This is a genomic window from Paenibacillus motobuensis, from assembly GCF_039521865.1.
Taxonomy (GTDB): Bacteria; Bacillota; Bacilli; order Paenibacillales; family Paenibacillaceae; genus Fontibacillus; species Fontibacillus motobuensis.
In genome coordinates this window covers 173,680-198,266 of sequence record NZ_BAAACX010000008.1, presented here as the reverse complement: position 1 = coordinate 198,266, position 24,587 = coordinate 173,680, and the positions used below count along the sequence as shown (strand labels likewise).

General features: G+C 48.0%; 23 protein-coding genes. 13 read left to right on the top strand and 10 right to left on the bottom strand.

The features are described from left to right. Positions 1–158 precede the first annotated feature (158 nt). Positions 159–371: a helix-turn-helix domain-containing protein gene (locus ABD014_RS09070; RefSeq protein ID WP_343860120.1), complete on the top strand. Its 213-nt coding sequence runs from the start codon at positions 159–161 to the stop codon at positions 369–371. Positions 372–653: 282 nt separating this feature from the next. Here ABD014_RS09070 and ABD014_RS09065 read toward each other — a convergent pair whose 3' ends face one another. The 7 genes from ABD014_RS09065 to ABD014_RS09035 all read right to left on the bottom strand — a co-directional run bounded on the left by ABD014_RS09065 (position 654) and on the right by ABD014_RS09035 (position 7,566). Further along, a complete protein-coding gene (locus ABD014_RS09065; RefSeq protein WP_343860118.1) occupies positions 654–3,551 on the bottom strand; it encodes an S-layer homology domain-containing protein in 2,898 nt (965 codons plus the stop codon). A gap of 176 nt (positions 3,552–3,727) precedes the next feature. Continuing rightward, positions 3,728–4,393, bottom strand: coding sequence for an MBL fold metallo-hydrolase (locus ABD014_RS09060; protein WP_343860116.1), 666 nt, complete (start codon positions 4,391–4,393; stop codon positions 3,728–3,730). Between the two features lie 149 nt (positions 4,394–4,542). After that, a complete protein-coding gene (locus ABD014_RS09055; RefSeq protein WP_343860114.1) occupies positions 4,543–5,271 on the bottom strand; it encodes a polysaccharide deacetylase family protein in 729 nt (242 codons plus the stop codon). Between the two features lie 2 nt (positions 5,272–5,273). Next, a complete protein-coding gene (locus ABD014_RS09050; protein ID WP_343860112.1) occupies positions 5,274–5,861 on the bottom strand; it encodes a YkoP family protein in 588 nt (195 codons plus the stop codon). A gap of 290 nt (positions 5,862–6,151) precedes the next feature. Continuing rightward, on the bottom strand, positions 6,152–6,679 hold the full coding sequence (locus tag ABD014_RS09045; protein WP_343860110.1) for a GNAT family N-acetyltransferase: 528 nt from the start codon (positions 6,677–6,679) through the stop codon (positions 6,152–6,154). A gap of 249 nt (positions 6,680–6,928) precedes the next feature. Next, positions 6,929–7,360, bottom strand: coding sequence for a hypothetical protein (locus ABD014_RS09040; protein ID WP_343860108.1), 432 nt, complete (start codon positions 7,358–7,360; stop codon positions 6,929–6,931). Next, the gene (locus tag ABD014_RS09035) at positions 7,357–7,566 is read right to left on the bottom strand and encodes a helix-turn-helix transcriptional regulator (RefSeq protein WP_343860106.1); all 210 of its coding nucleotides are present in this window, start codon (positions 7,564–7,566) and stop codon (positions 7,357–7,359) included. Before ABD014_RS09035 ends, ABD014_RS09040 begins: the two co-directional genes overlap by 4 nt. 406 nt (positions 7,567–7,972) lie before the next feature. On the opposite strand from ABD014_RS09035, the gene ABD014_RS09030 reads away from it, so the two are divergent. The 6 genes from ABD014_RS09030 (at position 7,973) to ABD014_RS09005 (ending at position 15,957) form a co-directional block, all read left to right on the top strand. Beyond that, complete coding sequence (locus tag ABD014_RS09030; RefSeq protein WP_343860104.1) at positions 7,973–8,893, top strand: copper amine oxidase N-terminal domain-containing protein; 921 nt, start codon at positions 7,973–7,975, stop codon at positions 8,891–8,893. 231 nt (positions 8,894–9,124) lie between these two features. Next, positions 9,125–10,474, top strand: a complete 1,350-nt coding sequence (locus ABD014_RS09025; protein ID WP_343860102.1) for an FAD-dependent oxidoreductase — start codon at positions 9,125–9,127, stop codon at positions 10,472–10,474. Between the two features lie 229 nt (positions 10,475–10,703). Then, positions 10,704–11,999, top strand: a complete 1,296-nt coding sequence (locus tag ABD014_RS09020; protein WP_343860100.1) for a citrate transporter — start codon at positions 10,704–10,706, stop codon at positions 11,997–11,999. A gap of 125 nt (positions 12,000–12,124) precedes the next feature. Beyond that, entirely contained in the window at positions 12,125–14,269 is a 2,145-nt protein-coding gene (locus ABD014_RS09015; RefSeq protein WP_343860098.1) for a hydantoinase/oxoprolinase family protein, read from the top strand. Positions 14,270–14,320: 51 nt separating this feature from the next. Further along, positions 14,321–14,998 (top strand): hypothetical protein, encoded by a 678-nt coding sequence (locus tag ABD014_RS09010; protein ID WP_343860096.1) that lies wholly within the window; start codon positions 14,321–14,323, stop codon positions 14,996–14,998. A gap of 98 nt (positions 14,999–15,096) precedes the next feature. Then, the gene (locus ABD014_RS09005; RefSeq protein WP_343860094.1) at positions 15,097–15,957 is read left to right on the top strand and encodes a MurR/RpiR family transcriptional regulator; all 861 of its coding nucleotides are present in this window, start codon (positions 15,097–15,099) and stop codon (positions 15,955–15,957) included. A gap of 53 nt (positions 15,958–16,010) precedes the next feature. On the opposite strand, the gene ABD014_RS09000 is transcribed toward ABD014_RS09005, so the two are convergent. The 3 genes from ABD014_RS09000 to ABD014_RS08990 all read right to left on the bottom strand — a co-directional run bounded on the left by ABD014_RS09000 (position 16,011) and on the right by ABD014_RS08990 (position 17,910). Then, on the bottom strand, positions 16,011–16,697 hold the full coding sequence (locus ABD014_RS09000; protein ID WP_343860092.1) for an LrgB family protein: 687 nt from the start codon (positions 16,695–16,697) through the stop codon (positions 16,011–16,013). Beyond that, a complete protein-coding gene (locus ABD014_RS08995; protein ID WP_343860090.1) occupies positions 16,697–17,107 on the bottom strand; it encodes a CidA/LrgA family holin-like protein in 411 nt (136 codons plus the stop codon). Before ABD014_RS08995 ends, ABD014_RS09000 begins: the two co-directional genes overlap by 1 nt. Before the next feature lie 164 nt (positions 17,108–17,271). Then, positions 17,272–17,910: a Vat family streptogramin A O-acetyltransferase gene (locus ABD014_RS08990; protein ID WP_343860088.1), complete on the bottom strand. Its 639-nt coding sequence runs from the start codon at positions 17,908–17,910 to the stop codon at positions 17,272–17,274. A 153-nt stretch (positions 17,911–18,063) separates the two neighbouring features. On the opposite strand from ABD014_RS08990, the gene ABD014_RS08985 reads away from it, so the two are divergent. From ABD014_RS08985 to ABD014_RS08960, 6 genes are all read left to right on the top strand, one after another. Continuing rightward, complete coding sequence (locus ABD014_RS08985; protein WP_343860086.1) at positions 18,064–18,615, top strand: glycerol-3-phosphate responsive antiterminator; 552 nt, start codon at positions 18,064–18,066, stop codon at positions 18,613–18,615. Positions 18,616–19,053: 438 nt separating this feature from the next. After that, positions 19,054–20,400 (top strand): ABC transporter substrate-binding protein, encoded by a 1,347-nt coding sequence (locus ABD014_RS08980; RefSeq protein ID WP_343860084.1) that lies wholly within the window; start codon positions 19,054–19,056, stop codon positions 20,398–20,400. Between the two features lie 2 nt (positions 20,401–20,402). After that, positions 20,403–21,371, top strand: coding sequence for a carbohydrate ABC transporter permease (locus tag ABD014_RS08975; protein WP_379337552.1), 969 nt, complete (start codon positions 20,403–20,405; stop codon positions 21,369–21,371). Continuing rightward, positions 21,361–22,218, top strand: coding sequence for a carbohydrate ABC transporter permease (locus ABD014_RS08970; protein ID WP_343860080.1), 858 nt, complete (start codon positions 21,361–21,363; stop codon positions 22,216–22,218). The genes ABD014_RS08975 and ABD014_RS08970 overlap by 11 nt, the downstream gene beginning before the upstream one ends. Before the next feature lie 742 nt (positions 22,219–22,960). Then, positions 22,961–23,824, top strand: a complete 864-nt coding sequence (locus ABD014_RS08965) for an HAD family hydrolase (protein WP_343860078.1) — start codon at positions 22,961–22,963, stop codon at positions 23,822–23,824. Beyond that, on the top strand, positions 23,817–24,539 hold the full coding sequence (locus tag ABD014_RS08960) for a glycerophosphodiester phosphodiesterase (RefSeq protein ID WP_343860076.1): 723 nt from the start codon (positions 23,817–23,819) through the stop codon (positions 24,537–24,539). Before ABD014_RS08965 ends, ABD014_RS08960 begins: the two co-directional genes overlap by 8 nt. Positions 24,540–24,587 lie beyond the last annotated feature (48 nt).

Sequence of the window (24,587 nt, the reverse complement as noted above, 5' to 3'; positions counted from 1 at the left end):
TACTCGCCCCTTTTATAGAAGTAGGTAAACAGTATCATTTACGATCTTGAAATATTCAACATCCAGCAGTTTCCATATGAATAGATTTTATGCGAAAAGTGCATAAAATACAATATGCAATTTCCGCATAATTTAAACTTAGCTTGGGTGATGAACGAATGTATAAGAGAATACGTGATTTACGTGAGGATAAGGATTTGACGCAACAGCAATTGGCAGATTATCTAAACATCTCTCAGGCAACCTATTCCCGATATGAAAGTGGGAACTTGGACGTCCCAAGCTCAGTGTTAATTAAGTTATCCGAGTTTTACAACGTAAGTATTGACTATATTCTTGGTCAGACGAATATCTCCAAGCGTTTCAATTAAAAACAGTCTTGAAAAATTTAAGTAAACTGCTCCTAAATGCAAGAAGTCAAGGCTTACATCAAAAAAGACATGCTTTTGTTAATGCAACAGCTTGTCTTTTGTTACCTTCCTAAGGTCCCCTGCTAATTCGCTGCGTTAAATTAAAGTAAGGATCGACTTTGATCGTGTTGGGTTACGACCTTGGCTCTGTGGAAGTGGATTTTAACTGACAATACTCTACATGAAAAGGGCTGGATAACATCATCCAGTCCTTTTTGCATTTCCCCTTTAAAAACCTCCCACTCAAAGCAACAAATAAAGCCTATACAACATCCGCGCAGCCTCCCCGCGCGTGACAGCCTCGCGAGCGTTAATCCGTTTATTAGCAGGAACGTTGATCAAGTGCTGCTTCACAGCCAAGGACATGGTTGGCTTGGCCCAATTGGAGATGGTCTCTTTGTCTACGAATTGATTCAGGTAATCTTCCGGATTCGCAGGGTAGTAATAATGTTTCTTCTCATGCAGGTATCTTGCGCCGATGGCGGTCATTTCTTCCCGGGATATCGTTTTGTCCGGCTTGAACGTACCGTCAGGGTAACCTTCGACGATATGTTTTTTCTCCGATGAAGCGATATAGGGATGATGCCATTGCGGCGGATGCACGTCGGAGAAGCTCTCCGTCGCCGTCTCATCCAATGCGTAGAAGGCTCTTACAAGCATGGCCGTGAACTCTGCACGGGTGAGCAGGGAATCGGGTTCAAAATTACCGTTCTCTTTCCCGGTCACGATTCCTTTGGAAGCCAGAAACTGAACCGCTTGCTGCAGCTCTGGATCTCGATCGTCAACATCAGGGAATGACTTGGGATTTTCGTCCACGAAATACGTTCCGGAACGGTTAATTTCCGCTTCTATGCCGTTTTGGGACGGATTGAACTTTCCGCCGATCGGCTGCGCCTTTTTACCATTTGAATAGAACACGCTGGTATGTGTTGCATTCGTCTGCTTTGCAGGCAAAATGAGCAGGATGTTGCTTGATACGTTCGACAGCTCCTGACCTTGTTCATCTGAGAATTGTACGCGATATTCGCCTTTATCTGCTTGGACCAGACGAATCACAATCACCGTACGTGAATCGAACAGGCGATCTGCGGTCGCAACATTCAGCACCAGCTTCGCATCCCCCGCATAAATGGTAATATAGTTGATATCCTTTCGACCCACTAAGCTATCCTTATATAGCTTGAAAATATATTCGTTTTGTCCGGACGTAGGCAAAATTTCTGCATTCACGATCAACTCTCTCGCAAGCGTAATCCGTTTCTCCGACAGCGCCTGCTTTACCTCTAAGTTCGCCTTTGACGCATTGCCTGCTAAGCGCTCCATCAACTCGGGCGTTATAACGAGCTGACCGTTAACAGGAGCCGCCTCCTCACTACTTGCGGCGGTGATCACAAGCTCTCCCGCTTGTGTTAGTCCCTCCACGATAACGGGGTTCTGTCTGTCAGCGTCAGGAATCGACCCGATGGCCGTAAGATACGTATTAGACAGCATGCTGCCATCCACGACATACAACAAGAAGTAGGCGGTCTCGTCTGGAAAGCCGGCTCGGGTTGCGGTTGCCCGTACAACAGTTTGTCCGGATTTTTTCGCGGTGATGACGGGGATGCCATTCACATTCGATATAGTTCCTACGCCCGGGTCGTCAATGGTGTACGTTATTTTTGTCCCTGGAAGCACATTGCTTGCGGTAATGATCTGTTGTCCGCCAGGCTGCAGCATCGTGATAAACGGAAAAAGGCTAATTTCCGGTGAGGTCCGTACCACAGGTTGAGCTTTTGTCTCAGGATGGTCGCCAGTTGGTTTATTTAATGTTCCTGCTCGATCTCCAGTTGCTTGCTCTCCCGCACCAGAACGACTACCCGTCGATTGATTTGTTTTTTCAGTTTGACCGCTGATGGGTGTGCCTGTTGTTCCATTCTGATTCCCCGTTGGTTGGGTTGCCGTCCCCGAGTGATCACCAGTTGGCGTACCTGTTACTCCAGTTTGATCTCCAATAGGTTGTCCAGCTTCGCCAGAACGATAACCAGCTGCCGTTCCTTTCGTAAACACGACAAGCTTGGGCAAGGAATAATAATCATCTTCCCATGCCCACAAGGTCTGATCCTTTTTCAAGGCATAATACCATTTAGAATACCTGTCCTTGACTTTACTGTGTATGGAGACGATGTCCATAAGCCCTTGGAATACTTTATCGTCGTTGTACACGGACCAAAGCTGACCATCTGTTCGCAAAGCATAAATGGAATCGATAAATCGATCTTGCAGCATCGTGCTAAATTCAACAATACTTCGCGCGCCGGTTGCTCCATGTAATTGTTTGGGAACACTCGCAGAGTTATACGCCGACCAGGACCAGACCGTACCATCTTTCTTGTAAGCATAGTTTGGATAAGCGCCCGTCTCGATCTTGACGATATCGCTAAGACCCTTGACCTGTTCTGGCCTCTTGTTTTTAGAGATATTATGCGGAAGGTAGTCACTTGTGCTCCATTTCCAAACCGAACCATCCTTTTTAATTGCATATGCGAAACCGTTCGCCGAGCTTATGGATAGGACATCATCAAGCAGCTTGGATTGAATCGGAATCGACGAGGTACCGCCTATTTCGCTTCCCCAGTTCCAAACCGAACCGTCTGATTTTAATACGAACAAAGTCTTGAAGTTAGAATTATCGTAAAAAAAATCAGCAACGAGTGAAGTGACTTGATTCAACTCTGTGATGGGCGATGGAGTACCCATAGGACTATGTATAATAGCAGCGTCGGTTTCGGTGATTTTGGAATCCCAATACCATACGGTTCCATCCTTTTTTAACGCAACGTAGTTAATAATAGCTCTACTGTTCTTCTCATGCGATTTGTATCTAAATTGCTTCACATTCTGCAAGCCCGGAATTTGGAACATTTCAGCTATATAACAATCTAACGTTTTTAAAGAATCTTTATTTATGACCCAGGTCCATACGGATCCATCGTTTTTCGCCATTAGTACGTTGTCATCAAGAATGTCGTAATCTTCGCCGATACGTATGTATTCCTGTTCGTTAACAGCACTTATGTCATTCCCCTTGGCTTGCACCGAACCTGAAAGAGCCGTGAGAATTAACATAAGGCTTAACAGAGCTGCCATCCATCGTTTCATTGTCGTCCTCCAATAGATATCACTATTTTCTACTATTCCTCATAATGTTTCATCGGCAAATTGGAGTTTAGATTATAGATAACACCCATACTAGCCGTACATACAAAAACAAGTTCGAGCAGAGGCTCAAACTTGTGTCTACTTATTACATTCGATCATTTATCTAGAAATTCAGTTTACAAAAACTGAGTAAGTCTCAATATCTGATCATTAACATTTACATGACTTAATCCCCCGTGATAACAAACCACGGATGCAATGTCGAGATCCAAGTACTTTTTCAAAGAGAGACGAGCTGCATTCATATCCGGTGTAGTCGGCTCGTGAATACCTTCGAGAATCCCGTTTACGCTGTACATCGAGTCTCCAGCAATGAGTGTTTTACTTTGCCTTAAATAGAGACTGATATGACCAGGACTATGCCCAGGAGTATGGATGATGCGAATTCCGCCGCAAAACGGCAGTTCCTGACCATCTATTAAGGTATCGTCCACTTTGCCCTTAGGGGGATTCTCAAGATGACCATCTTTTAATAGAGGGATCTCCCCCTGAATATACGGCTTATCCAATGCGTGCGCGTATACTTGTACATGATTGCCACACTCCTGCAAAATCTCAGGAAGACTGCCTATATGATCCACATCCTGATGCGTCAAAATCACAACTTTTAGTTGGTCGAACGACACGCCTACCTTTTCCATTGCTGTGCGTAAATCTTCCAGTTGCCCTGGAAACCCTGTATCTATCAGAACAGCCATTTCTTGATCCCACAAAAGAATGGGGTGAATCTCATGCCCATGAAAATCGAGATGAAGCATTTCTACTCCCTTTGAAATTTCCATCAATTCAGCCTCCCTAAAATGAATTTGTTGGTACTCCGTTTAGAGCCTAATCGCAATCGGGGATTAGCCGGGAAGTGGCCTAACAAGGATTCCTTACCTCTCTATGGTTTACAACTTTTAGATAGTGAATAATCCCTCTTTTTGCAATTTTACGTTGCACGCTCCAGCATCAGCAATTCGTCCGTGCGCACGCACTTCAAGCCTCTTCGTTCGGTCTCGGACAGGATGTCCCGAAGCACTGTCAGCATTTGTCCGGGAGCCTCTCTGTCAGCCCCAAAAGTATCGCCGCTATCATGCAATACGATGACAGCCCCGGGACGGATGTGATCGGACAGCAGATTACGCAAATGATGTTCACCCGTATTCAGTTTCCAGTCGCGCGCGATAACCGACCATAACACGAGCCGATATGCCTTGCGCAGCAGGAACAGGTCCATGATATTCAAAATCCCCCAAGGAGGACGATAGTAGGTCGGACGTTCTCCCGTAATTCGTTGGATAATATCTGCAGAGCGCTCAACGTGTTTTCGGCGTATGTTTCTTGGAGACATGATCCAATTCAGCATATGCGTATAATTATGAATGCCGATCTGATGTCCTTCCTCGTGCATGCGCTTCACTAATTCCGGATATTTCTCCGCCTTGCTGCCGAGAACGAAGAAGGTTGCCTTCACGCCTCGGTCCCGAAGAAGATCAAGCAGCTTGGGCGTATAGCGCGGATCGGGTCCATCATCGAATGTAAAGGCAACATGGCGCTCTGCCCGCTTGCGACTGGCCTTCCGAAAGACCCCCCAACCGAATATTCGAGTCACGAGGAAAGGCAGCCCCATATAAAGCGCGATCAAGAAAATGAGTAAACGTGGAATGAGATTGTCCATAGTTACGCCTTTACCCCGCTTGCATATCGATTTACCAAAGACGCTCGGGACATCATGAGCATTTTCGGTATAAGCTTCGATCTCTGCTGCTTCAAGCGTTTGGCCCCTTCTGGATTGAGCATGCGAAGCAGCAAGCGAAGATAGACAGTCGATATCCGCTCCATCCACTTCGTCTCCAGCGGATGCAGCTCGAATCCCAATCCATGAATAATGCCGCGATGCAGCAAGGTAATGCCGGTCAAGGCCTTAGCCTTTGCCAATTTCGGATCTGTGTCGACCGCTCGGCCAATATCCTTCAACGCTTCGCGCAGCCTGCGTGCCGTCACAATCGCAGCCCGATCTGCCCCAACCGCCCGTGATAACTGCAGAACTTCCCGATTATCAAGGTGAATTTCACAGACTTGATCACCCGCATGTACGTATGTCCCATCCTCGAAGCGGATAGAACTACCACGGTGGGCGCGAACGACAATTTTGCAAATACCGAATTTCGACTGGTACACACTCCGAAGCGGCGTAATACGTTCAAATACAGCCTCCCATGCCATCCACAGCGACTGTAGCATTTTGTTGTATAAGGCGTAACTCACGAAAACATCAATTCCTTCCCAATTAAAAATATATATAGTAGAATTTCTGTTCGTCTGCCGTTAATCACGAAGTGCATGAAGAAGCCGATTCTGTCGAACACCTCCCTGGCACTTTCATAGTACAAGGCGGAATTCTCTTTTTTCTTTCTCAACTCTTACAAGTTTCTTAAGCCTTCGCAGCCCAAGTCGAATTCCGACTCGTTCCATGAGAAGCAAAAACAGTGCAGCACTTCATCCGTACCGCACTGCCTAGTAAATAGATTAGCTCTTTATTTTATCTATCCGTACATCTACAACTCAACCAACATATGAATATCCTTCGGTTCCTTTTTGAACAGCTCAGGATCTACATCCTTCGTCAATTGGCTGCCATTGCTCTTGTAAAAAGACACCGCTGAACGCGTCTCCGTAGACGAGATATAGAGGTACTTCGCGCCTCTTTGCTTTGCTTCTTCTGCCAGCTTCCGCATGATCTGCGTCCCGATGCCCTGTCTGCGATAGTTCCGGGATACATACATGAGATCCACCTGGAGACGGTCCTGCTGTTCTCCTCGCCATTGATGTGCTAAAACACCGAATCCAACTAAGGTATCTGCATCGAACGCGCCGATCGCCATTCCCCCATTGCGCAATTCCAGCAGATATTTTCCCTCCATCTCATGCAGCAAATCTTCATCCCAACTTGGACATTCGTGATCCGCCCGTAATTCTATTATCTCACCATGCTGTATCTCATAGATCAGATCAATATGCTCGGAACGATCTATTTCCCTTAGTTTTCCTACTTGCTCTTCCGTCATCACTTGATAGGTTATCATTGGTGAATCCTCCCGTTCTGCGTGAATGAGTCACTTCAATCGGTATTAAAAAGCAGGTCTACCCCTCTACGACTTCATAATGCAGCATTCAAGCAGAATGCAGGATGGGAATCCGTAAGTATTATGGTCCTATGAATACGAATTTGAATTACCCTTTCACCTCCCTCGCTAAATTACCTTCTATTGCAATAATGCAAATTGCGCGTATGGATGTCAACGAAAATCAATACCGCACGACGTGGAAGTGTTTTAGTCCTCTGTATTTTCATCCAGTCGGTTTACTCGCAATTTATAGGTATACACCACTGGAATGAGTGCGCAAATAAATAATATTCCCCCTATGATTACCCCATTGTTCATAGTAAAGCCTTCAGTACGTGAGACAAGAAATCCGACAACGGTTGAAATTAAGATGATCACGACCAGCGAGATCATTAGACTTTTTTTCGGGTTAATCTTTTCACTTTCATGGTCTACACTACTACTCATCGATAAATATCCCAGAATAACTGAAGTGATGATAAATACAAGCCATAGAGGATTTTCTGTCATTCCCTCTAACCCTTTTTTAACTGCGTCATATCCTAAAATCCCCAAAACACCTAGGGTTTGAATGATAAATGCAATGCGAATGTTTTTGAGGTTCAGCAATATTAAACGTTCATCCGTAATTTTTTTCATTTCTGATTGTTCTCCTTTTCTATCCAAAATACTTCATCTAACGTCTTATGAACTGCGTAACAAATATCCAGACATAACTTTAGGGTTGGATTATATTTGCCCTTCTCAATCAAACTAATGGTTTGGCGAGTGACACCTATTTTTTCTGCCAGTTGTTGTTGCGTCAAGTTTACTTGAGTACGTGCAACCTTAACTTTATTTTCCAAGTATAGTATCCCTCCTCAAAAACAAATGTAACATATATATTACATCCATGCAATATATATGTTACATTTCTAACGCAACTGGATAATTTCTACGAACGAGACATTGTCGAAATTCAGTCAGATCTTTTCATCTCTCAGGAAATATATTCCTCACTATTCAATCCATATGCTATATTAATAGAATCACAGGATTTTCATATCAAATACATAGAAGTGTGTGTTCAAAAAGGCCGGTTTTCAGCACCGAGAAGGTTGGATGAAGCTAGGGTCTGAGGAGCGGAGCGTACGTAGTTGGTACGTGAGCACCGGAAGACCCGGGTGAATTCAAGATTCGATGCCGAGTTACTTCTTGATTCACTTCGTGATCAAAAGCGGACTTTTTGAACAACCTTTAAAAGGAGACATTATGAAAAAGCTTACTTACTTCACTCTTATGGGGTGCCTGGCCGTCCTGATCGGTCTTTTCTCGTTCACTACTCCAACTTCTGCGGCTGTGTCTTATACAATCTTTGTGGATGGCTCAATTTCATCAGCGAAAACACCGGCAGTGGTAGAGAAGAATGTTACACTCGTTCCGATGAAAGCTGTCCTGGCTGATCTGAAGTATGTCACAACCGTCGATAAAAAGACGAAGGCCATTACAGCCAAAAATTCTGCGGGATCCTATATCACTGTAAATCTAGGCAGTAAAAAGGCTAAAATCAACGGATCCAATGTCAACCTTGCTGCAGCAGCCAAGACATTGAACGGAACCACCTATATTCCTTTGTCAGCAGTGAAGCAGTTAACTGGAAAGCAGATCGGATTGGATGCTTCTCAGGGTATCGCCTGGATTGGTGAGAAGCCGGGAACCGATAATGTTCCGATCTGGGGATTAACTCCGGAACAAGTTAAATCAGCAGCCGGGTATTCAACGCTTATCGATGAAGGCGGCCAAGGCGATATTTATATGCTGTTGTACCAGCATTCCATGGAAGACCCTGAAGAGCTATATATATTCTATAAGAATAAATTAGCCAAAGTAGTCTTTAGCCCCGATATTTCCGGCCTAGACGAAGACGGGTTAGTTGGCTTCTATGAAGGAGCGTTCGATCAGTTAGTTAAAAGCTACGGGCAACCGATAACAGATGTCGTTGGTGCTTATGAGGATACACTAGAACAGATTCCTCTGCTTGACGGGGGCTATTATATGAGCGAATGGAAGAAGGGCGACACGCTGATCACTCTTTTATTGCAAGGTGACGAAAATGGGTATTCGTTGAGCATGCAGTATGTGAAAGCATCGATCGAAGACCAAGTCGAGGCCGCTTTGGATGCCATTCAATAAATAGAATATCCTCACTCTATCAGAAGACTTCCCTCTCGGAAGTCTTCTTTTTTTCACAATTTTTCCTCAAAAATCCTCTTCAACATCAAATCTCCAAAATTCAGCAAACAATTTTCAACATTTCCGGATATTTAGAAAATTATTTTCTAAAAGCGTTTACAAATTAAATTTATTTTGTTAGCCTAATAGCAACACAAGCTATTCACTTGCGAGAAAAGGAGCGAAGAACCTATGAAGCAATATGACGTAGTTGTAATGGGCGGAGGCATCTCCGGGGCTATGGCAGCCATTGCGGCATCCAGAACCGGGGCCAAGACGCTGATTGTCGAGTCCCACGGATTCCTCGGCGGCACTCTAACCGCCAACGGTGTCGGGCCGATGATGACCTTCCATGCTGGTGAGAAGCAGGTCATTCAAGGCTTCACCGGGGAATTGATCGAGCGGCTGAAGCAGTTGGGCAAATCTCCGGGGCATATTTTCGACACCGTCGGATTTACATACTCGGTTACCCCATTTGATGCCGAAGCAATGAAGCACGAGCTGGAGCTGATGGTAACGGAAGCCGGCGGAGATATTTTGTATCACACAATGCTGGCAGGCGTTTATACCGAAGCTGGCCGCATTACAGGCATACAAGTCTGCAACAAATCCGGGCTTAGCGACATCCATGCCTCCGTCTTCATCGATGCTACAGGTGACGGCGACCTCTCAGCCTTAGCTGGGGTCGAGTACACCAAAGGACGTGAATCTGACGGAGCGACACAGCCAATGACCCTTAAGATGAAAATGTACAACGTCGATATCCCAAGGGTCAAGGAATATATTCACGCCCATCCAGAGGACTTCCCACTGTACAACGGGGATACCTCCATTATTGAGAAGTCCCCTCGCCTTTCAGTTGGCGGCTTTGACAGCCTGTTCAGAACTGCCAAAGAGCGGGGCGAAATCTCCATACCGCGTGAGAATATTCTGTTCTTCGAGACCAATAACCCGGGCGAGGTCATCCTCAATACGACACGGATTATTGGCTATGACGTGACCGACGCACACAGCCTGAGCCAGGCGGAAATGGAAGGCCGCAAGCAGTGCCGTGAGCTGGAGCTGTTTGTTCGCAAATACATTCCCGGCTTCGAGCATGCGGTTGTCGAGTCCACTGGACCAAGCATCGGCGTGCGCGGATCGCGCCAAATCAAAGGCATCTATACGCTGACGGCGGAGGATATTTTGCAGCAGCGTCTGTTCGAAGATACGATCGCTCATTCGGGCTATCCAATCGACATCCACAGTCCAGACGGCGAAGGCACCAAGCATGAGAAGCTGGAATGGGGCGGCGTATACAGCATTCCGTATTCCTGCATGATTACCGCTTCCATGCCCAACCTGATCGTGATCGGCCGCTGCATCTCGGCCACCTTCGAAGCGCAGGCAGCGATGCGAACCACCCCGACGACAGGCGCCATCGGTCATGGCGGCGGAGTAGCAGCAGCCCTCGCGGCGCTTGAACACAAGAACGTTCAAGATATAGACATCAAGCAAGTCCAATCGCTTCTCAAAGAGCAAGGCGCTTATCTGGAAGTTTAAAATAACAAGTTGAACAGGAATTAGAACGGTCCCGGCAAAAGGCTGAAATGATTCTGAAGAAACGTAGTGGTCGCCTTTGTGAACGGATTTCTACCTTGTTGGATTCTACTCAATCATAGAAATCCGTGAGCAACAGCGATCGTAGGAACATTTCAGCCGGTTGCCTTTATCCGATAGTCATTGGTTCAACTTGTATAATCACCCATTTGGAGAGGGGAAATAAAATCAGATGACAACGACAATGTGGTTGCAAGCCATCGGTATTTTGCTCGTATTTCTGGTGTTTGTCGGGCTGATGATGACGCGCAAGCTGCCGACTATTCTGGCACTGCCCTTAATGGCGATTGTGTTCGCCATCATCGCGGGCGTACCGCTGCTATCGAATGATCCAGAGGCGACGAGCATCGCCAAGACCATCCTGGCTGGAGGCTCCATGAAGCTATCCGGTGCGATCGCCGGACTCATCTTCGGTGCCTGGTTCGGTCAGATTCTGAACAAAGTTGGTATTACTAAATCCATTATTCGCAAGGCGGCCGAGTTGGCCGGAGATAAGCCTATACTTATAGCTATTCTATTTTTCATTACTGCATCCATTATTTTTTCCGCGGCTGGAGGACTGGGCATGGTCATCCTCGTCGGCACCATCGTTATCCCGATTATGCTGACGGCGGGTATCTCCCAATTCGTCGCTTCCATCGTAGTTCTGCTGGCTGTTGGCGTTGGCTCCCTGTTCAACGTGTCCAACTGGGCTGTATATGTCGATGTGCTTGGTCTTTCGGTTGAGCAGATCGCCGACTACACGTTGGTTGTAGCTTCCCCGCTGATTATTATTGCCTTGGCCATGATCGTCTTCTATATTCGAAAAGACGGCAAAGGCCGCAAAGCCTGGGCGATGCCAGCAGCAACACCTGGCGGTGGCGACAAGAAGGTACCTGCGATTGCCCTGATTAGCCCGCTTGTACCGGTACTGCTCGTATTTATCTTCAAGATCGATATCGTTCCGGCTGTTATTGCTGGCGCACTTGTAACGATTCTTCTTACCTGGCCGAAGCGTCCGGTTCATATCCTCTCCAGCGCACTCGTGGAAGGAATTCAGGACGTTGCTGGCGCGATGGGACTTATGATCGGCATCGGCATCCTGCTCAGCTCAGTAATGTCGCCGCAAGTATCGGCGGTCATCTCGCCGCTGATCGAGTCCGTGCTGCCGAATACACCATTGATGTTCATCCTGTTCTTCACGATTCTGTCGCCGCTGGCCATCTACCGCGGACCGCTGAACGTATGGGGCCTTGGCAGTGGTATCGCCGCTCTGTTCGTATCCGCCGGTATGACTCCGGTAGCTGCCATGCTCGCCCTGCGCGCAGTCAGCAACGTGCAATCCGTCTCCGACCCTACGAACTCGCATAACGTATGGGTAGCCGACTTCACGAAGAGCGACATCAACGAGATTCTGAAGAAGACATTGCCATGGACGATGGCGTCCGTCCTGATCGCCGTCATCATCGGATCGTTTATGGTGTTTTAAAGCTTGATCGCAAGTGGACTTTTTGAATTACCTTTATAGATAAAACCGGGGACAAGGGCCCTGCGAAGAGTCTTCACAAAGGCTCGAGCAGATGGTCCTTGACCCGTCAACTGGAGGAGGACATTATGGGGAGAACGAAAGTAAGGGTCGGCATTGACGTCGGCGGTACGTTTACCGATGCGGCACTGATCGACAATGAGACATTTGAAGTCATCGAGAAAATGAAAATCCCGACCACCCACCATGACCAAGACGGTGTGGCCAAAGGGATTGTGCAAATACTGGAGCGGATTCTAAGCAGCAGAGGCATCCAGCCCGAAGACGTAACCTTCATCGCCCACGGGACAACGCAAGCCACCAATGCCCTGCTCGAAGGAGACGTAGCCCGCGTCGGCATCATCGGCATGGGCTCCGGCATCGATGGGCTCAGCGCCCGCTCCGAATCCAATCCGGGCGATATCGAGCTGGCTCCGGGTAAATTCCTGCATACTTTCCATACGTATCTGGACTCCAAGAACATGACAGATGAGCAGATCAACGGGGCCATTGACGAATTGGCGGCCCAGGGCGCTGAGGTGATTGTTGCTTCTGAAGCATACAGCGTAGATGATCCCACCAACGAGCTGCGCGTGGTGGAGCTGGCGAACCGCAAGGGCCTGTACTCCACAGGCGGTCATGAGATCAGCCAGCTCTACGGGCTGAAGACACGGACACGCACGGCGGTCGTTAACGCCTCTCTCATCCCGAAAATGATGGAAACCGCCAATATGACCGAGAAGTCTGTTAAAGACGCCAACATTCAGTCCCAACTCATGATCATGCGCTGTGATGGCGGCGTCATGAGCATCGATGAAGTACGCAAGCGTCCGATCCTGACGATGCTGTCCGGCCTTGCCGCCGGAGTCGCCGGGGCGCTAATGTACGAGAAGATCTCCGACGGCATTTTCTTCGAGGTCGGCGGAACGAGTGTCGACATCTCCGTCATCAAGAACGGAAAAGTCATGATCAAGAATGCCGAAGTCGGTGGCCATCGTACCTACCTGCAATCCCTGGATGTGCGTACGCTTGGCATTGCTGGCGGCAGTATGATCAAGGTAGCTGGAGGCAAGATTACGGACGTCGGACCGCGAAGCGCTCACATTGCCGGTAAAGAATATGAAGCCTTCGCTCCGACCGAGAACATTGTTGATCCAAAGGTGAAATTCATCAGCCCGCGCGAGGGCGATCCTGCCGAATACGTCATTTGCGAATGCGCCGGAGGCAAGGAGTATTCCTATACGCTCGCCGGAGCAGCCAATATTCTGAACTACATCCCTGAAGGGGATTATGCCCGAGGCAATACAGAAGCAGCATTAAAAGCCTGGAAGGCGCTGGCCGATCATGTTGGACTGAGCATAGAGGAAACCGCCAGACAAGTCATGAATATCGCCATCGATAAGACGATGAAGACCGTCAACGAGATGATTGCGGACTATGAGCTGGACCGCAGCTTCGTCACGCTGGTAGGCGGCGGCGGTAGCGGCGCGGTACTCATCCCGGCAATGGCAGATCGCGAGGGCTTCAAATCGCAAATCGCCAACAACGCTCCTTACGTCTCCACGATCGGGGTAGCGTTAGCCATGGTGAAGGAACAGCTAGAGCGTACTGTCGTTAATCCGACCGAGGAGGATATTAAGCGGATCCGCGCCGACATCATTGAGCGCATCGTGCAATCCGGCGCTTCCGAGGAAACCGTCGAAGTCAGCATCGAGATTGACAGCCAGAAGAACATTCTCCGCGCGATGGCGACCGGCTCCACCGAGCTGCGCTCCAAGGATCTGGGTCAGGAAGCCATGTCCGTGGAAGAGATGAAGGCCATCGCCGCCAGCTCGATCGATCAGCCGCTGGAATCGACGGTGCTTGCTGCACAGACCGGACGCTGGAACCTGTTCGTCAGCGAGAATGTGAAGAAATCCTTTTTTGGCCTGTTAAAAAAGAAATCCAGCTCGGTCAGTGTTCTCGACCGCGAAGGTGTCGTCCGCTTCAAGAAGAGCAATGTGCATTATACGAAGCTGAGCAAAGCCGCGTCTGAAGCGCTGAGTTCATTCCTGGATGATAACACTATCTATTCCGATGCCAATGCCACGATCCCGAAGGTGTTCGTCTTTTATAAGGAGAAAATGCTTGATCTAACCGGTATGCAGACCAAAGAACAGCTTCTGTCGATTCTTGAGATTGAGACCGAGATGCTTAAGCCCGAAGATGAAATGCTGGTTATTGCCTATCAATAGAAGTGTAGAAATGTAATCCGTTAGCTGAAATTGCGAGGAGGACGATGATGAATGCCGGTGCAAGCTCTTATACCTGATATGATGTCCGATCTATCCGATGAAGTCCTGGGCTGTATGGAGCTGCGGCAGGACCCGCTGTTTCATAAAATACCGCCGGAGAAAATTCCCTATTACGTCCATGAATCACTTCAAGCCGGACGCTTGGCGGCGACAGCCTACAAAGGCCACGGCATTCGCGCCATGTGCAGGGAAGCTGGACTTCATTACGTGATCACCGAGGCTTCCGGTAAATTTCATAACGTCTCCTTCCGCGCACAGATTGATTTCTCCAAGACACCACCGGAAATCATCCTGTATGCCTCCTCGCTCAAGGGAATGCAGACAGTATGCCAAGAAATACTAGGCGAACGGTCCAGCGGCGCGGATACAGATCTCGACCTTCTGGTCGATATTCATCTGGCCCATGAGTTCTACCATTGGTTAGAGTACCGGGAGCAGACTTTTACAAATGAACGGCTTGAAGCCATAGAGGTCTTCAAGCTGGGTCCATGGACAAGACGATCTAGTGTAATGCAGTGCTGCGAGATCGCCGCGCATGCCTTCTGCAAAGAGTTACTGGGTCTTCCCTACCTGCCCAATTTGCTGGACTTTGCCTATTTGATCGAAGAGAAGCAGCTTCAGGCTGAGGATTTTATGCAGCAGATTACAACTTGTAAATTATGGATATAACGCACTCTCAATACCTCACTCAGTATGATATAATGGGAAAAGCTATTGCCAGACACGCCGGAGTAGTCATTTCCAGCGTTAGATCAGGAGGAGGTATCATGTCTTCACAGGTTCCGGCCGTCATCGCCAAGATCGTATCCCAGACGCAAAAATTAACCTACGGTGAAAATCAGATCGCCAATTTTGTCATACACAATCCGGACTTTATTACGCGCAACACGATCACGGCCATTGCAAATGAAATCGGCGTATCGGAGACAAGTATCAACCGCTTCTGTAAAAAGGTCGGGTTCAAGGGCTTCAACGATTTCAAAATCGCTTTCGCCCAGGACGCCTTCTATCGGGATATGCAGGCCAAGAAAAAAGAGAGACGGGAAATCAATCCCATCGACGCGCTTGCGCTCGATTATAATGAACTCATCGTGAACACATCAGCGCTGGTTACGGAGGAACAGCTCCGCCAGGTGGTGGATATACTGAAGGGAGCCCGGCGCATATTCATTATCGGCATGTTCGATTCTTATCTGGCCGCCATCGCCTTGAAGAATCGCTTGTCCATTATCGGCATTATGGCTGAAGCGATCAACGACAGCCGTGCCATGAAGATCGCCGCCGCCCAATGCGGCAAGGAAGACGCTGTTGTCGCCTTCTCTCGCTCCGGTTCAACCAAGGAGATCGTGGAGACCGTCGCGATTGCGCAGGTCCATCAGGTCAAGACGATTGCGATCACCTGTTATGATTCATCACCTATTACAGAGAATTCGGACGTAAACATCATCGTACCGGATAAAATATCGGTTAATAACAGTGCGCTAATGTCCAATCACATCACGTTCCTGTTCGTCGTCGATCTGATCATGAGCATTTTCATCTCATCGGACAAGACTTACCTCAAGAAGAAGCTCGACAGCGAGGCCGTTCTGGCCAGCGATCAAGCGATGACTAACTATTATTTATGAAGATAAATGGGTTCAAAGAAGAGCGCCCCTTCCATAGCGGAAAGGGCGCTTCTTTATGGGTACAACATCCAAACCACTAACGGTCCGATGCATGAACCTACAATCGCACAAACCGTCATCGCCACCGAGCTCATGGAGACGGATCGTTCACCATATTCCAATGCTTTTGCAGTTCCTAGCGCATGAGAAGCAGTCCCTAAACCAATTCCGATTCCAACTTCACTTTGAATTCGGAACAGCTTTATGATCAAAGGTCCACCAATCGCGCCCGTAAATCCGGCAATCATGACAAATACAGAGGTTAAGGAAGAGTCCCCACCTAAGCTGCTTGAAATCTGAATGGCCACGGGTGTTGTGATCGATTTAGGCAGTATAGACAGAATATATAGTTTCGAGAATCCTAATCCTGCCGCTAGAAGGAGTCCACTAAACATCCCTACTAGCAGACCTACAACCGTTCCCCCCAAGATCGCCGGGAGATTCTCGACGAGGACCTTACGTTGTTTATACAGAGGGTAGGCAAGTGACACTACAGCAGGGCCGAGCAGCTTATTGATCCACTGACCGCCTATCATATAGGTGTCATACGGAATATGAAAATAGATGAGTATCCCTACAACAATAACTGTCGCTGTAAGCGCGGGAATAAGTACAGGATGGCGAAATCGTCTATACACCCACGACATCATTAAATAAATAGCCACATTCAGCAGGACAATACCTGTCGCGATAAAAAACATTATATTTCCTTCCCCTTTTCGCTTAGTCTCTCGCCACTCCATCCCGCTTTCCTCTTGCTGTTAAGGCTAGAAAACCATTGGCTGGAATGTGCAGCTGCGGCTATCGTGAGCACACTGCTAGCGATAAGGATCAGGATTAACAGTAAACCTCTCCCATTAAAAATGTCCATATGGTTCACAATCCCAGCCGTCGCTGGAATAAAAAATAACGGAAGATAAGCTAATATCGTGGTGGCACCATCTTCTATCCACTTCAAGGGGATGACCTTGAAAAGCAATAGAACAAAGAGTAACAGTAAGCCTACGATACTTCCAGACACAGGGAGATGCAGTTTCTGTTGCAGATATTCCCCAACGATGTAGAACAAATATAGCAGGAACACTTGGATAATAATACGAATGATTTTCATGATGCAAAGATCCCTTCATAAATTAAAAACGACCACCTGCTAGAACAGGTGGCTGTAACTCCGACTAAAACTCATTTTAATTGGGCTACCTTATTAAGGTTATCAGAGTTTTCTTGAAAATGTTAATGATATTCCGAATCTTATATGAAAAAATCATATTGCTTTTATTTAATCTCTCTAATCTTTGTTAGGTCACTGCTGCATAATACTTCAAGATTGTTAAAAATTCTCTCCGCATCCCAATCCCACCACTTCAGTGCTTCGAGATATTCGATCATCTCATCATCAAAACGTTGTCTAATCACTTTACAAGGATTTCCCCCAGCTATACTATACGCCGGGATATCCTTCACTACCGTTGAATTAGCAGCAATGATTGCACCATTGCCAATATGCACTCCAGGCATAACCGTAACATTCTGTCCAATCCACACATCGTTACCGATCACGGTATCCCCTTTTATAGGAAGATCTTTTAAATCCGGAACTGCTCGCTCCCAGCCATGAGCCATAATATTAAAAGGATAGGTCGTCACTGAATTCATCCGGTGGTTGGCACCATTCATCACAAATTCAATCCCTTTGGCAATCGCACAAAACTTTCCTATGATCAGCTTGTCTCCAATAAATTCATAGTGATGTGTCACATGCTCCTCAAACTTCTCCGCCCCATGGATATCATCATAATACGTATAATCACCTACTATAATATTGTCTCTTGTAATTGCATTTTTGATATAACAGATACTTTTGATTTGTTCATTAGGATAAAGCGCATTCGGATTCGGTCCATGTAATTCCATAGTGTACGCCTCACTCTCTTTTTTTGATCAAACATAGCAGGAATCAGCTTTCTTTTCAATGAGCATTACAAACCGTTAACACCGCATTGATCTCACGCTAACATTCATCATCTAGAATAGAAGCATGTCAACCGAAGAGAGAGGATCATCATAATGAAGCAATTGGACGAATCCCGCCTCCCTGTCATCGCCTCCATCACCAAGCCCGAACAGATCAATGCCGCTCTGACCAGCCAGGTAGAGCGCGTCATCTTAATGACTGGCGATATTCTACAGATGGGCGATATGATGGACAAGCTGCATCATGCAGGCAAGCAGGTATACGTACATGTCGAGATGGTTGGCGGCATCGGCCGCGATCATTCCGCCATTCAATATTTAGCAGATACCTTCCATATCGATGGTATTGTATCGACGAAGACCAACGCGATCACTGCGGCCCGAAATGCCGGTATTTCTTCGATTCAACGCATCTTTGCTATCGATACCGCCGCGGTAGAGACAGCGATTAAGGTGATTGCCAGCGCGCAGCCGAATGAAGTTGAGCTGATGCCAGGCTTGATGCCAAGAATCATCGGTGAGCTCAAAGCGCGGATTCAACGTCCCCTGATCGTAGGCGGGCTAATCCGTCACGAGGAAGAGATCCGAACCGCGCTGGACAGCGGCGCAGACTATGTATCGATCGGCGACCAGCGATTCTGGTAAGCGGTCGACTTAGAAATACTCACTGCCCCGATTTTTAACGAAACTGGGTATCGTTATTTGCATCAAAATGGGCCAACAAAAATTCTAACGAAACTGGGTATCGTTATTGGTGCCCATGAGGGGCTAAAAGGCGACATTTCATTGAAATAACGATATGACGTTTCGTTAGACTCGATTTACCCTCATTTTTGCGGAAATAACGATATGGAGTTTCGTTAGAGGTTCAGCAATTCAATTTCATATATTTCTTTTTGGGTGGAGACGATGAGATAACCCAAGGGCACATGACATGCAATTCCTAACTACAGGAGGTGGTATGCGCTTTTGGCTGTTTACTCGATCGTCTCTTTTTAGTGTTTTTTCTCATTTTAAACTCTCTTTGTAAACTCTCATTTTTAAAAATCCTAATCTCGATCAAGGAAAGGAGTTTTCATATCCATGAAAACATTGAAATGGTTAAACCCGGTACTCGCCATTATCCTCACTCTGACGCTGGCGGCGTGCGGTGGTAATACGAATACGGCTGGCAGCGCTGATGCGGCTGGCAAAGGAAATAACTCTTCCGCACCAGTAGCTGATTCCGGTCTCAAAGACGACACAACACCCGTCAAGATCCAATACTGGCACGCTCATGGCGATGCACAGATCGAGGGCTTGAACAAAATGATCGAGGCTTTCCAGGCTAAATATCCGCATATTACGGTAGAACCGGTATTCCAAGGCGGCTATGACGATCTGCACAAAAAACTTCAGGCAGCCGTTGCCGCAGGCGATGTTCCTGCCGTAACGAATGTCGAAGTCGCTTCCCTGCCCAATTTTGCCGACAGCGGCGTGTTTGCAGATTTGACGCCATGGATTAACCGAGATGAGGTCGACACGAACGATTTTGCCAAAGGAATGCTGCAGGCATATGCCTACAATGGCAAGCAATTCGGCTTCCCGCTAATCGTCAGCACGAGCGTGTTTGTGTACAACAAGACTTTGCTCGACCAGCTTGGCGTACAACCGCCGCAAACCTGGGATGAGATTGAAGCTTTTAACGAGAAAGTAACTGAGCGCAAGGACGGCAAGACGACCCGTTATGCCTTCGCAGTTCCCGGCTGGGACACTTGGTACTATGATCCTTGGCTGATCAACGGCGGTGGCCAGATTCTGAATGAGGAAGGCCAAGCGGCTGTTGATACACCGGAATCGCTGCGCTACGTACAGAATTTCCAGAAGTGGATCAAGGACGGCTCGATGCAAATGGGCTACGGCAAGGGCGCTTCGGACAATATGCGCCAGATGTTCCTTGGCGGCCAAATTGCAATGGTTGAGCATACTTCGGCTATGCTGAAGACTTACCGTGAGAATGCCAGCTTCGAGGTTGGCGTATCCTTCCTGCCGGGCGACAAGACTCGAACCTCCAACATCGGCGGTGCTGGAATCGTGATCATGGACGGAGCTAGCGATCTGGAAAAAGAAGCCGCTTGGAAGTTCGTGCAATTCATGACCGCTGCGGAGAACAATATCGGCTGGGCGGAATCGGTAGGCTACCTGCCAACCCGCAAATCGGCGCTTGAAACTGAAGAAGGCAAAGCCTATTTTGGGCGCTGGCCGCAATATAAGGCTGTATTCGACAACTTCGACAACGTTACTCCTCGTCTGCAACACCCGGCTTATCCAGAATTCAGTTCCGTGTATAAGGAAGTGATCGGTGAAATGGTTCTGAACCAGGCTGACCCTGCACAGCTGATGCCGGAAGCAGCCAAGAAAATGAACGAAATTCTTGAGGATTATGAATGATGATGAACAGCAATTCGCAATCGCAATCTGCTCAATTGATCAGGGAGACGACCGCCAAGGCGGACGTCTCTCCTTACACCAGCAAGAAGTATCTTCAATGGATAGAGAAAGCCAAAGACTTCATGTTTGCCGTCCCGGCGCTGATTTTCCTTGGCGTGTTCTTGTATTACCCGCTGATGAACTCGGTCTATATCAGCTTCACGAACTGGAATATGACCAAGCCGGTGAAGAAATTCGTCGGTACTGAAAACTATGTCAAGTTGTTCAAGAATGAGGATCTGTACCAGTCGCTTAAGGTCACTCTGCATTACACGCTGCTCGATGTCGTATTGACCTTGACGATCGGCCTGATGCTGGCACTTCTTTTTAACGTGTTTCGCTCCAAAATGTATGCGGTCATGCGCGGGATTATCTTCATGCCGCATTATATCTCCATGGTCATTGCAGCGATGGTATTTACCTGGATTTACAACGGACAATACGGTTTGCTTAATCGTGTCACCGATCTCATGGGATTTGAACCGATCCAGTGGTTGACCAACCCATCCACGGCACTGCCTGCACTGGTCGCAGTCTCGGTCTGGAAAGGCGTCGGCTTCGCCATGATGCTGTTCATCTCCGGTATGCGCGGCATCCCGAATGAATATTATGAGGCTGCCGCAATCGATGGCGCATCCGGGCTGAGCCGCTTCCGCTACATTACGCTGCCGTTGTTGTCGCCCATGACGCTATTCCTTGTCATTACGACCTTTATCTCGTCCATGCAGGTGTTCCAGTCCATCGACATTATGACCAACGGCGGACCGCTGCAAGCGACGAATGCGATTGTCTACTGGATCTATACGATGGCCTTCACGGAATTCAAGACCGGCAGAGCCTCGGCCCTGGTCATGATCCTATTTGTCATCATCCTTGTACTAACGATCATCCAATGGCTCGTCAGCAGAAAGCAGGTGCACTATGAGGGATAGCAGAATGGCCGGGGAGAAGCAGCACCGTCTGCGTTTCACCCTACGTACGGTGCTTGGCGTTGCGGTGACTGTTCTGATCTTTTTCCCGATTTATTGGCTTCTGATCAGCTCCTTCAAGACACAAGCGGAGATGCGGCTGGCCGTGCCAACGCTATGGCCCAAGTCATTCCATTGGAGCAATTATGCCGAAGCATTCCGGGTCATTCCCTATGCCCGCTTCTTCATGAACACGCTGGTCATGTCGGTCGGTATCGTCATTCTCCAGCTCAATGTTGCACTGATGGCGGCCTTCGCTTTTGCCAAGGGAAGATTCTGGGGCAAGGAAGTACTGTTCTTCCTCGTCCTGGCCGCGCTCATCGTGCCGGATCAGGTTACCTTCGTGCCGGTCTATGTCATGATGTCGAAGGTACACTGGCTCGATACATTCTGGGCGCTCATCGTCCCAAGCGGAGCCTCGGCCTACGGGATCTTCCTGCTTCGTCAGGCATTCAAGTCGCTTAACAACGATGTGCTGGAAGCCGCCCGAGTCGACGGTGCCGGCAGATTCACGATACTCTATCGCATCCTGTTGCCGATGGCTAAGCCGACGGTTGTTACGCTCGGGGTGCTGACTTTCATCTCATCCTGGAACTCTTACTTCTGGCCGCTGATTATGACCAACACGAACAATATGCGCGTGCTGTCGGTCGGCATCGCCATGCTGCGCGACTCGATCGCCGGGGACGAAGCGATGTACTTCCACATCATCATGGCCGCCAGCGTGATGGCGATCATCCCGATCGTGCTCGTGTTTACTGTCATGCAGAAGCATATCGTCTCGGCCATGGCCAATTCGACCTTTAAATAACGAAAGTGCATATACCAATCAACGGTTCAATTTGGAGGAACACTGCTGGCCGCCGGGCTAACGGGGCAGGCGGGGCGCTGGTTCCTACAAATAAGCCAACACGACAGCAGAACCGACTATTGATAGCCCCATTGGGATATTACATTGCCTGAACATGTGCGCGTATCTCTTCATACAGAAAAAATAGCTGCTGTAGCACACCTATTTGGACAGAACGCCATGAAAATCAACAAATAACTGCGATTATACAACTATTCGTCGAATTCGACCCGGTTTTGAGCGGAGGCAGCCTAAATAAGTGTATAGCAGCACTTATATGTTAGATTGAGCTCATAAGTGGCTGGAATAGTTGTAAATCAGCACTTATTTACGATCCTGTAGTTCTCTACAAGAGAAACACCCGTGGTCGGCCCAAATAAATGTATAACCTACATCTAAAATCTCTAACCAGAGGGCTATGGCGATAATAAGTGTATTTAGTACATTTAAAATCGCGCGTACTCGCAGAATGGGTGAAAACAGGAATTTTAAGTGTACATTTTACAACTAAAACGTCGTTGATGCTGATCGCCGCTCATTTAATTGCACTTTTTTACAATTAGGCAAGTTAGTAAGTTATTAGTCTGATATGTACAGCAGAAGTTTAATTGGCTACTGCCTCTTAAGCCGCACAAGTTACGGTGGAGAATAGAGACAACCTTCTAACTGACGCGGAAGACCTATAACAGAAGGGATGTTGTTCGTGAATCCAATTCGACTCATCGTTAGCGATTTGGACGGTACATTGCTCTCCGCCGATCATACCTTGCCAAGCTCTACAGCAACTACCATTCGTGAGTACGTCAGCCGGGGAGGCTGCTTCACACTGGCGACTGGACGGCCTTTTATTACAGCGCGCCCGATTATCCAACAGCTGGGACTCGCTCTGCCAGTGATTCTCTGCAACGGCGCCGTGTTAGCTCAGGCTAACGGAACTACGCTTGAACGCTCCGGCATTTCCCTAGCGAGCCTATATAATCTGCTTAATGCAGCGGATCAGTCCGGGCTGGATGTGTTGCTTTTTTGCGGGGATGAGGTACAGACCTTGGCCAGGAATATAAATATTGCTGCTTATGAACGAAAAGAAGGCATTACCTGCTCGCTCATCAGTCTGCATGAAATCCAGGAATGCGGCACGGAGATTGAAAAAGCGATTTTACTCGGACCGGTTGAACAAAGCAGCCGTTTGTTCGCCGAGTTCGTAGACCGTTCTACGGCACTTCAGTCCTCGATCGCTGCTTTTCAATCGGAGGACAATTATCTTGAGTTGGTTCCAGGCCAAGTCAGCAAGGGTACAGCCTTGCAGCAGCTGGCAGCGATCCTGGAGATTCCATTAGATCAGGTAATGGCGATCGGGAACCAGCTCAATGACCTGCCCATGCTTCAGGCCGCAGGTATAGGAGTGGCTGTCGCTAACAGCCCTGATGAATTGAAGCAAGCCGCGGACTATGTATGTGAGGCTAACTATAGCGAGGGAGTATTGGAAGCAATGGAACGTTATATAGAAGCTGTTGATCCACAATCTTCGAATTTATATAAAGAAGTCGGAGGTATGAGAAATGTCTAAAATACATGGAATCGCTCACCGTGGCTACCCACTTAAGCATCCGGAAAATACGCTGCGCGGTTTCCGCGCCGCTCTCGAATTGGGCTTCGATCATCTGGAATTGGACGTGCAGTTATCGAGCGATGGCGTACCTGTGGTCATTCATGACGCCACCTTGGACAGAACGACGAACGGGCAAGGCTTGGTCTGTTCTTATACATTGCAAGAATTGAAGCTGCTTGATGCCGGAGATGGAGAACAGATTCCAACTCTGGAAGAAGTATTGCTGCTCTTGAAGGATCGACTGACCGTCGATATCGAGCTGAAGCAAACTGGGGATGCCATGCCGGGGCTGGAGTCGGCAACGCTAGAAGTCATTCATCGTCTGGACATGAAAGAGCAGGTGATTCTCTCCTCCTTCGATCATTACTCCATCGAACGGGTAAGAGAGCTCGACACCGAGATCGCCATAGGCCTGATCTCTTATGGAGCTTCGGCTTCCCTCTTCCCTTATCTCGCGCAGCTTCGCGGCAAATATTTGTCTGTCAAGCATGTATATGTTACTCCGTCCTTCATCGAACGTTGCCGTGAAGAAGACGTCCGGCTGATGGTCTGGACTCCCGATGATGAGGCCTCCCTCCGGGCATGGGCAGAATATCCCGACCTGCTCGTCTGCACGAACAATTTAGAGGGCTGGATTTCCGTCACAGAAGCAAGACAAGCTCAGCTTTCTTAAGATCAATATTGTATTTAAAACAACAACTGGCATTCTTTCAGAGTTGGT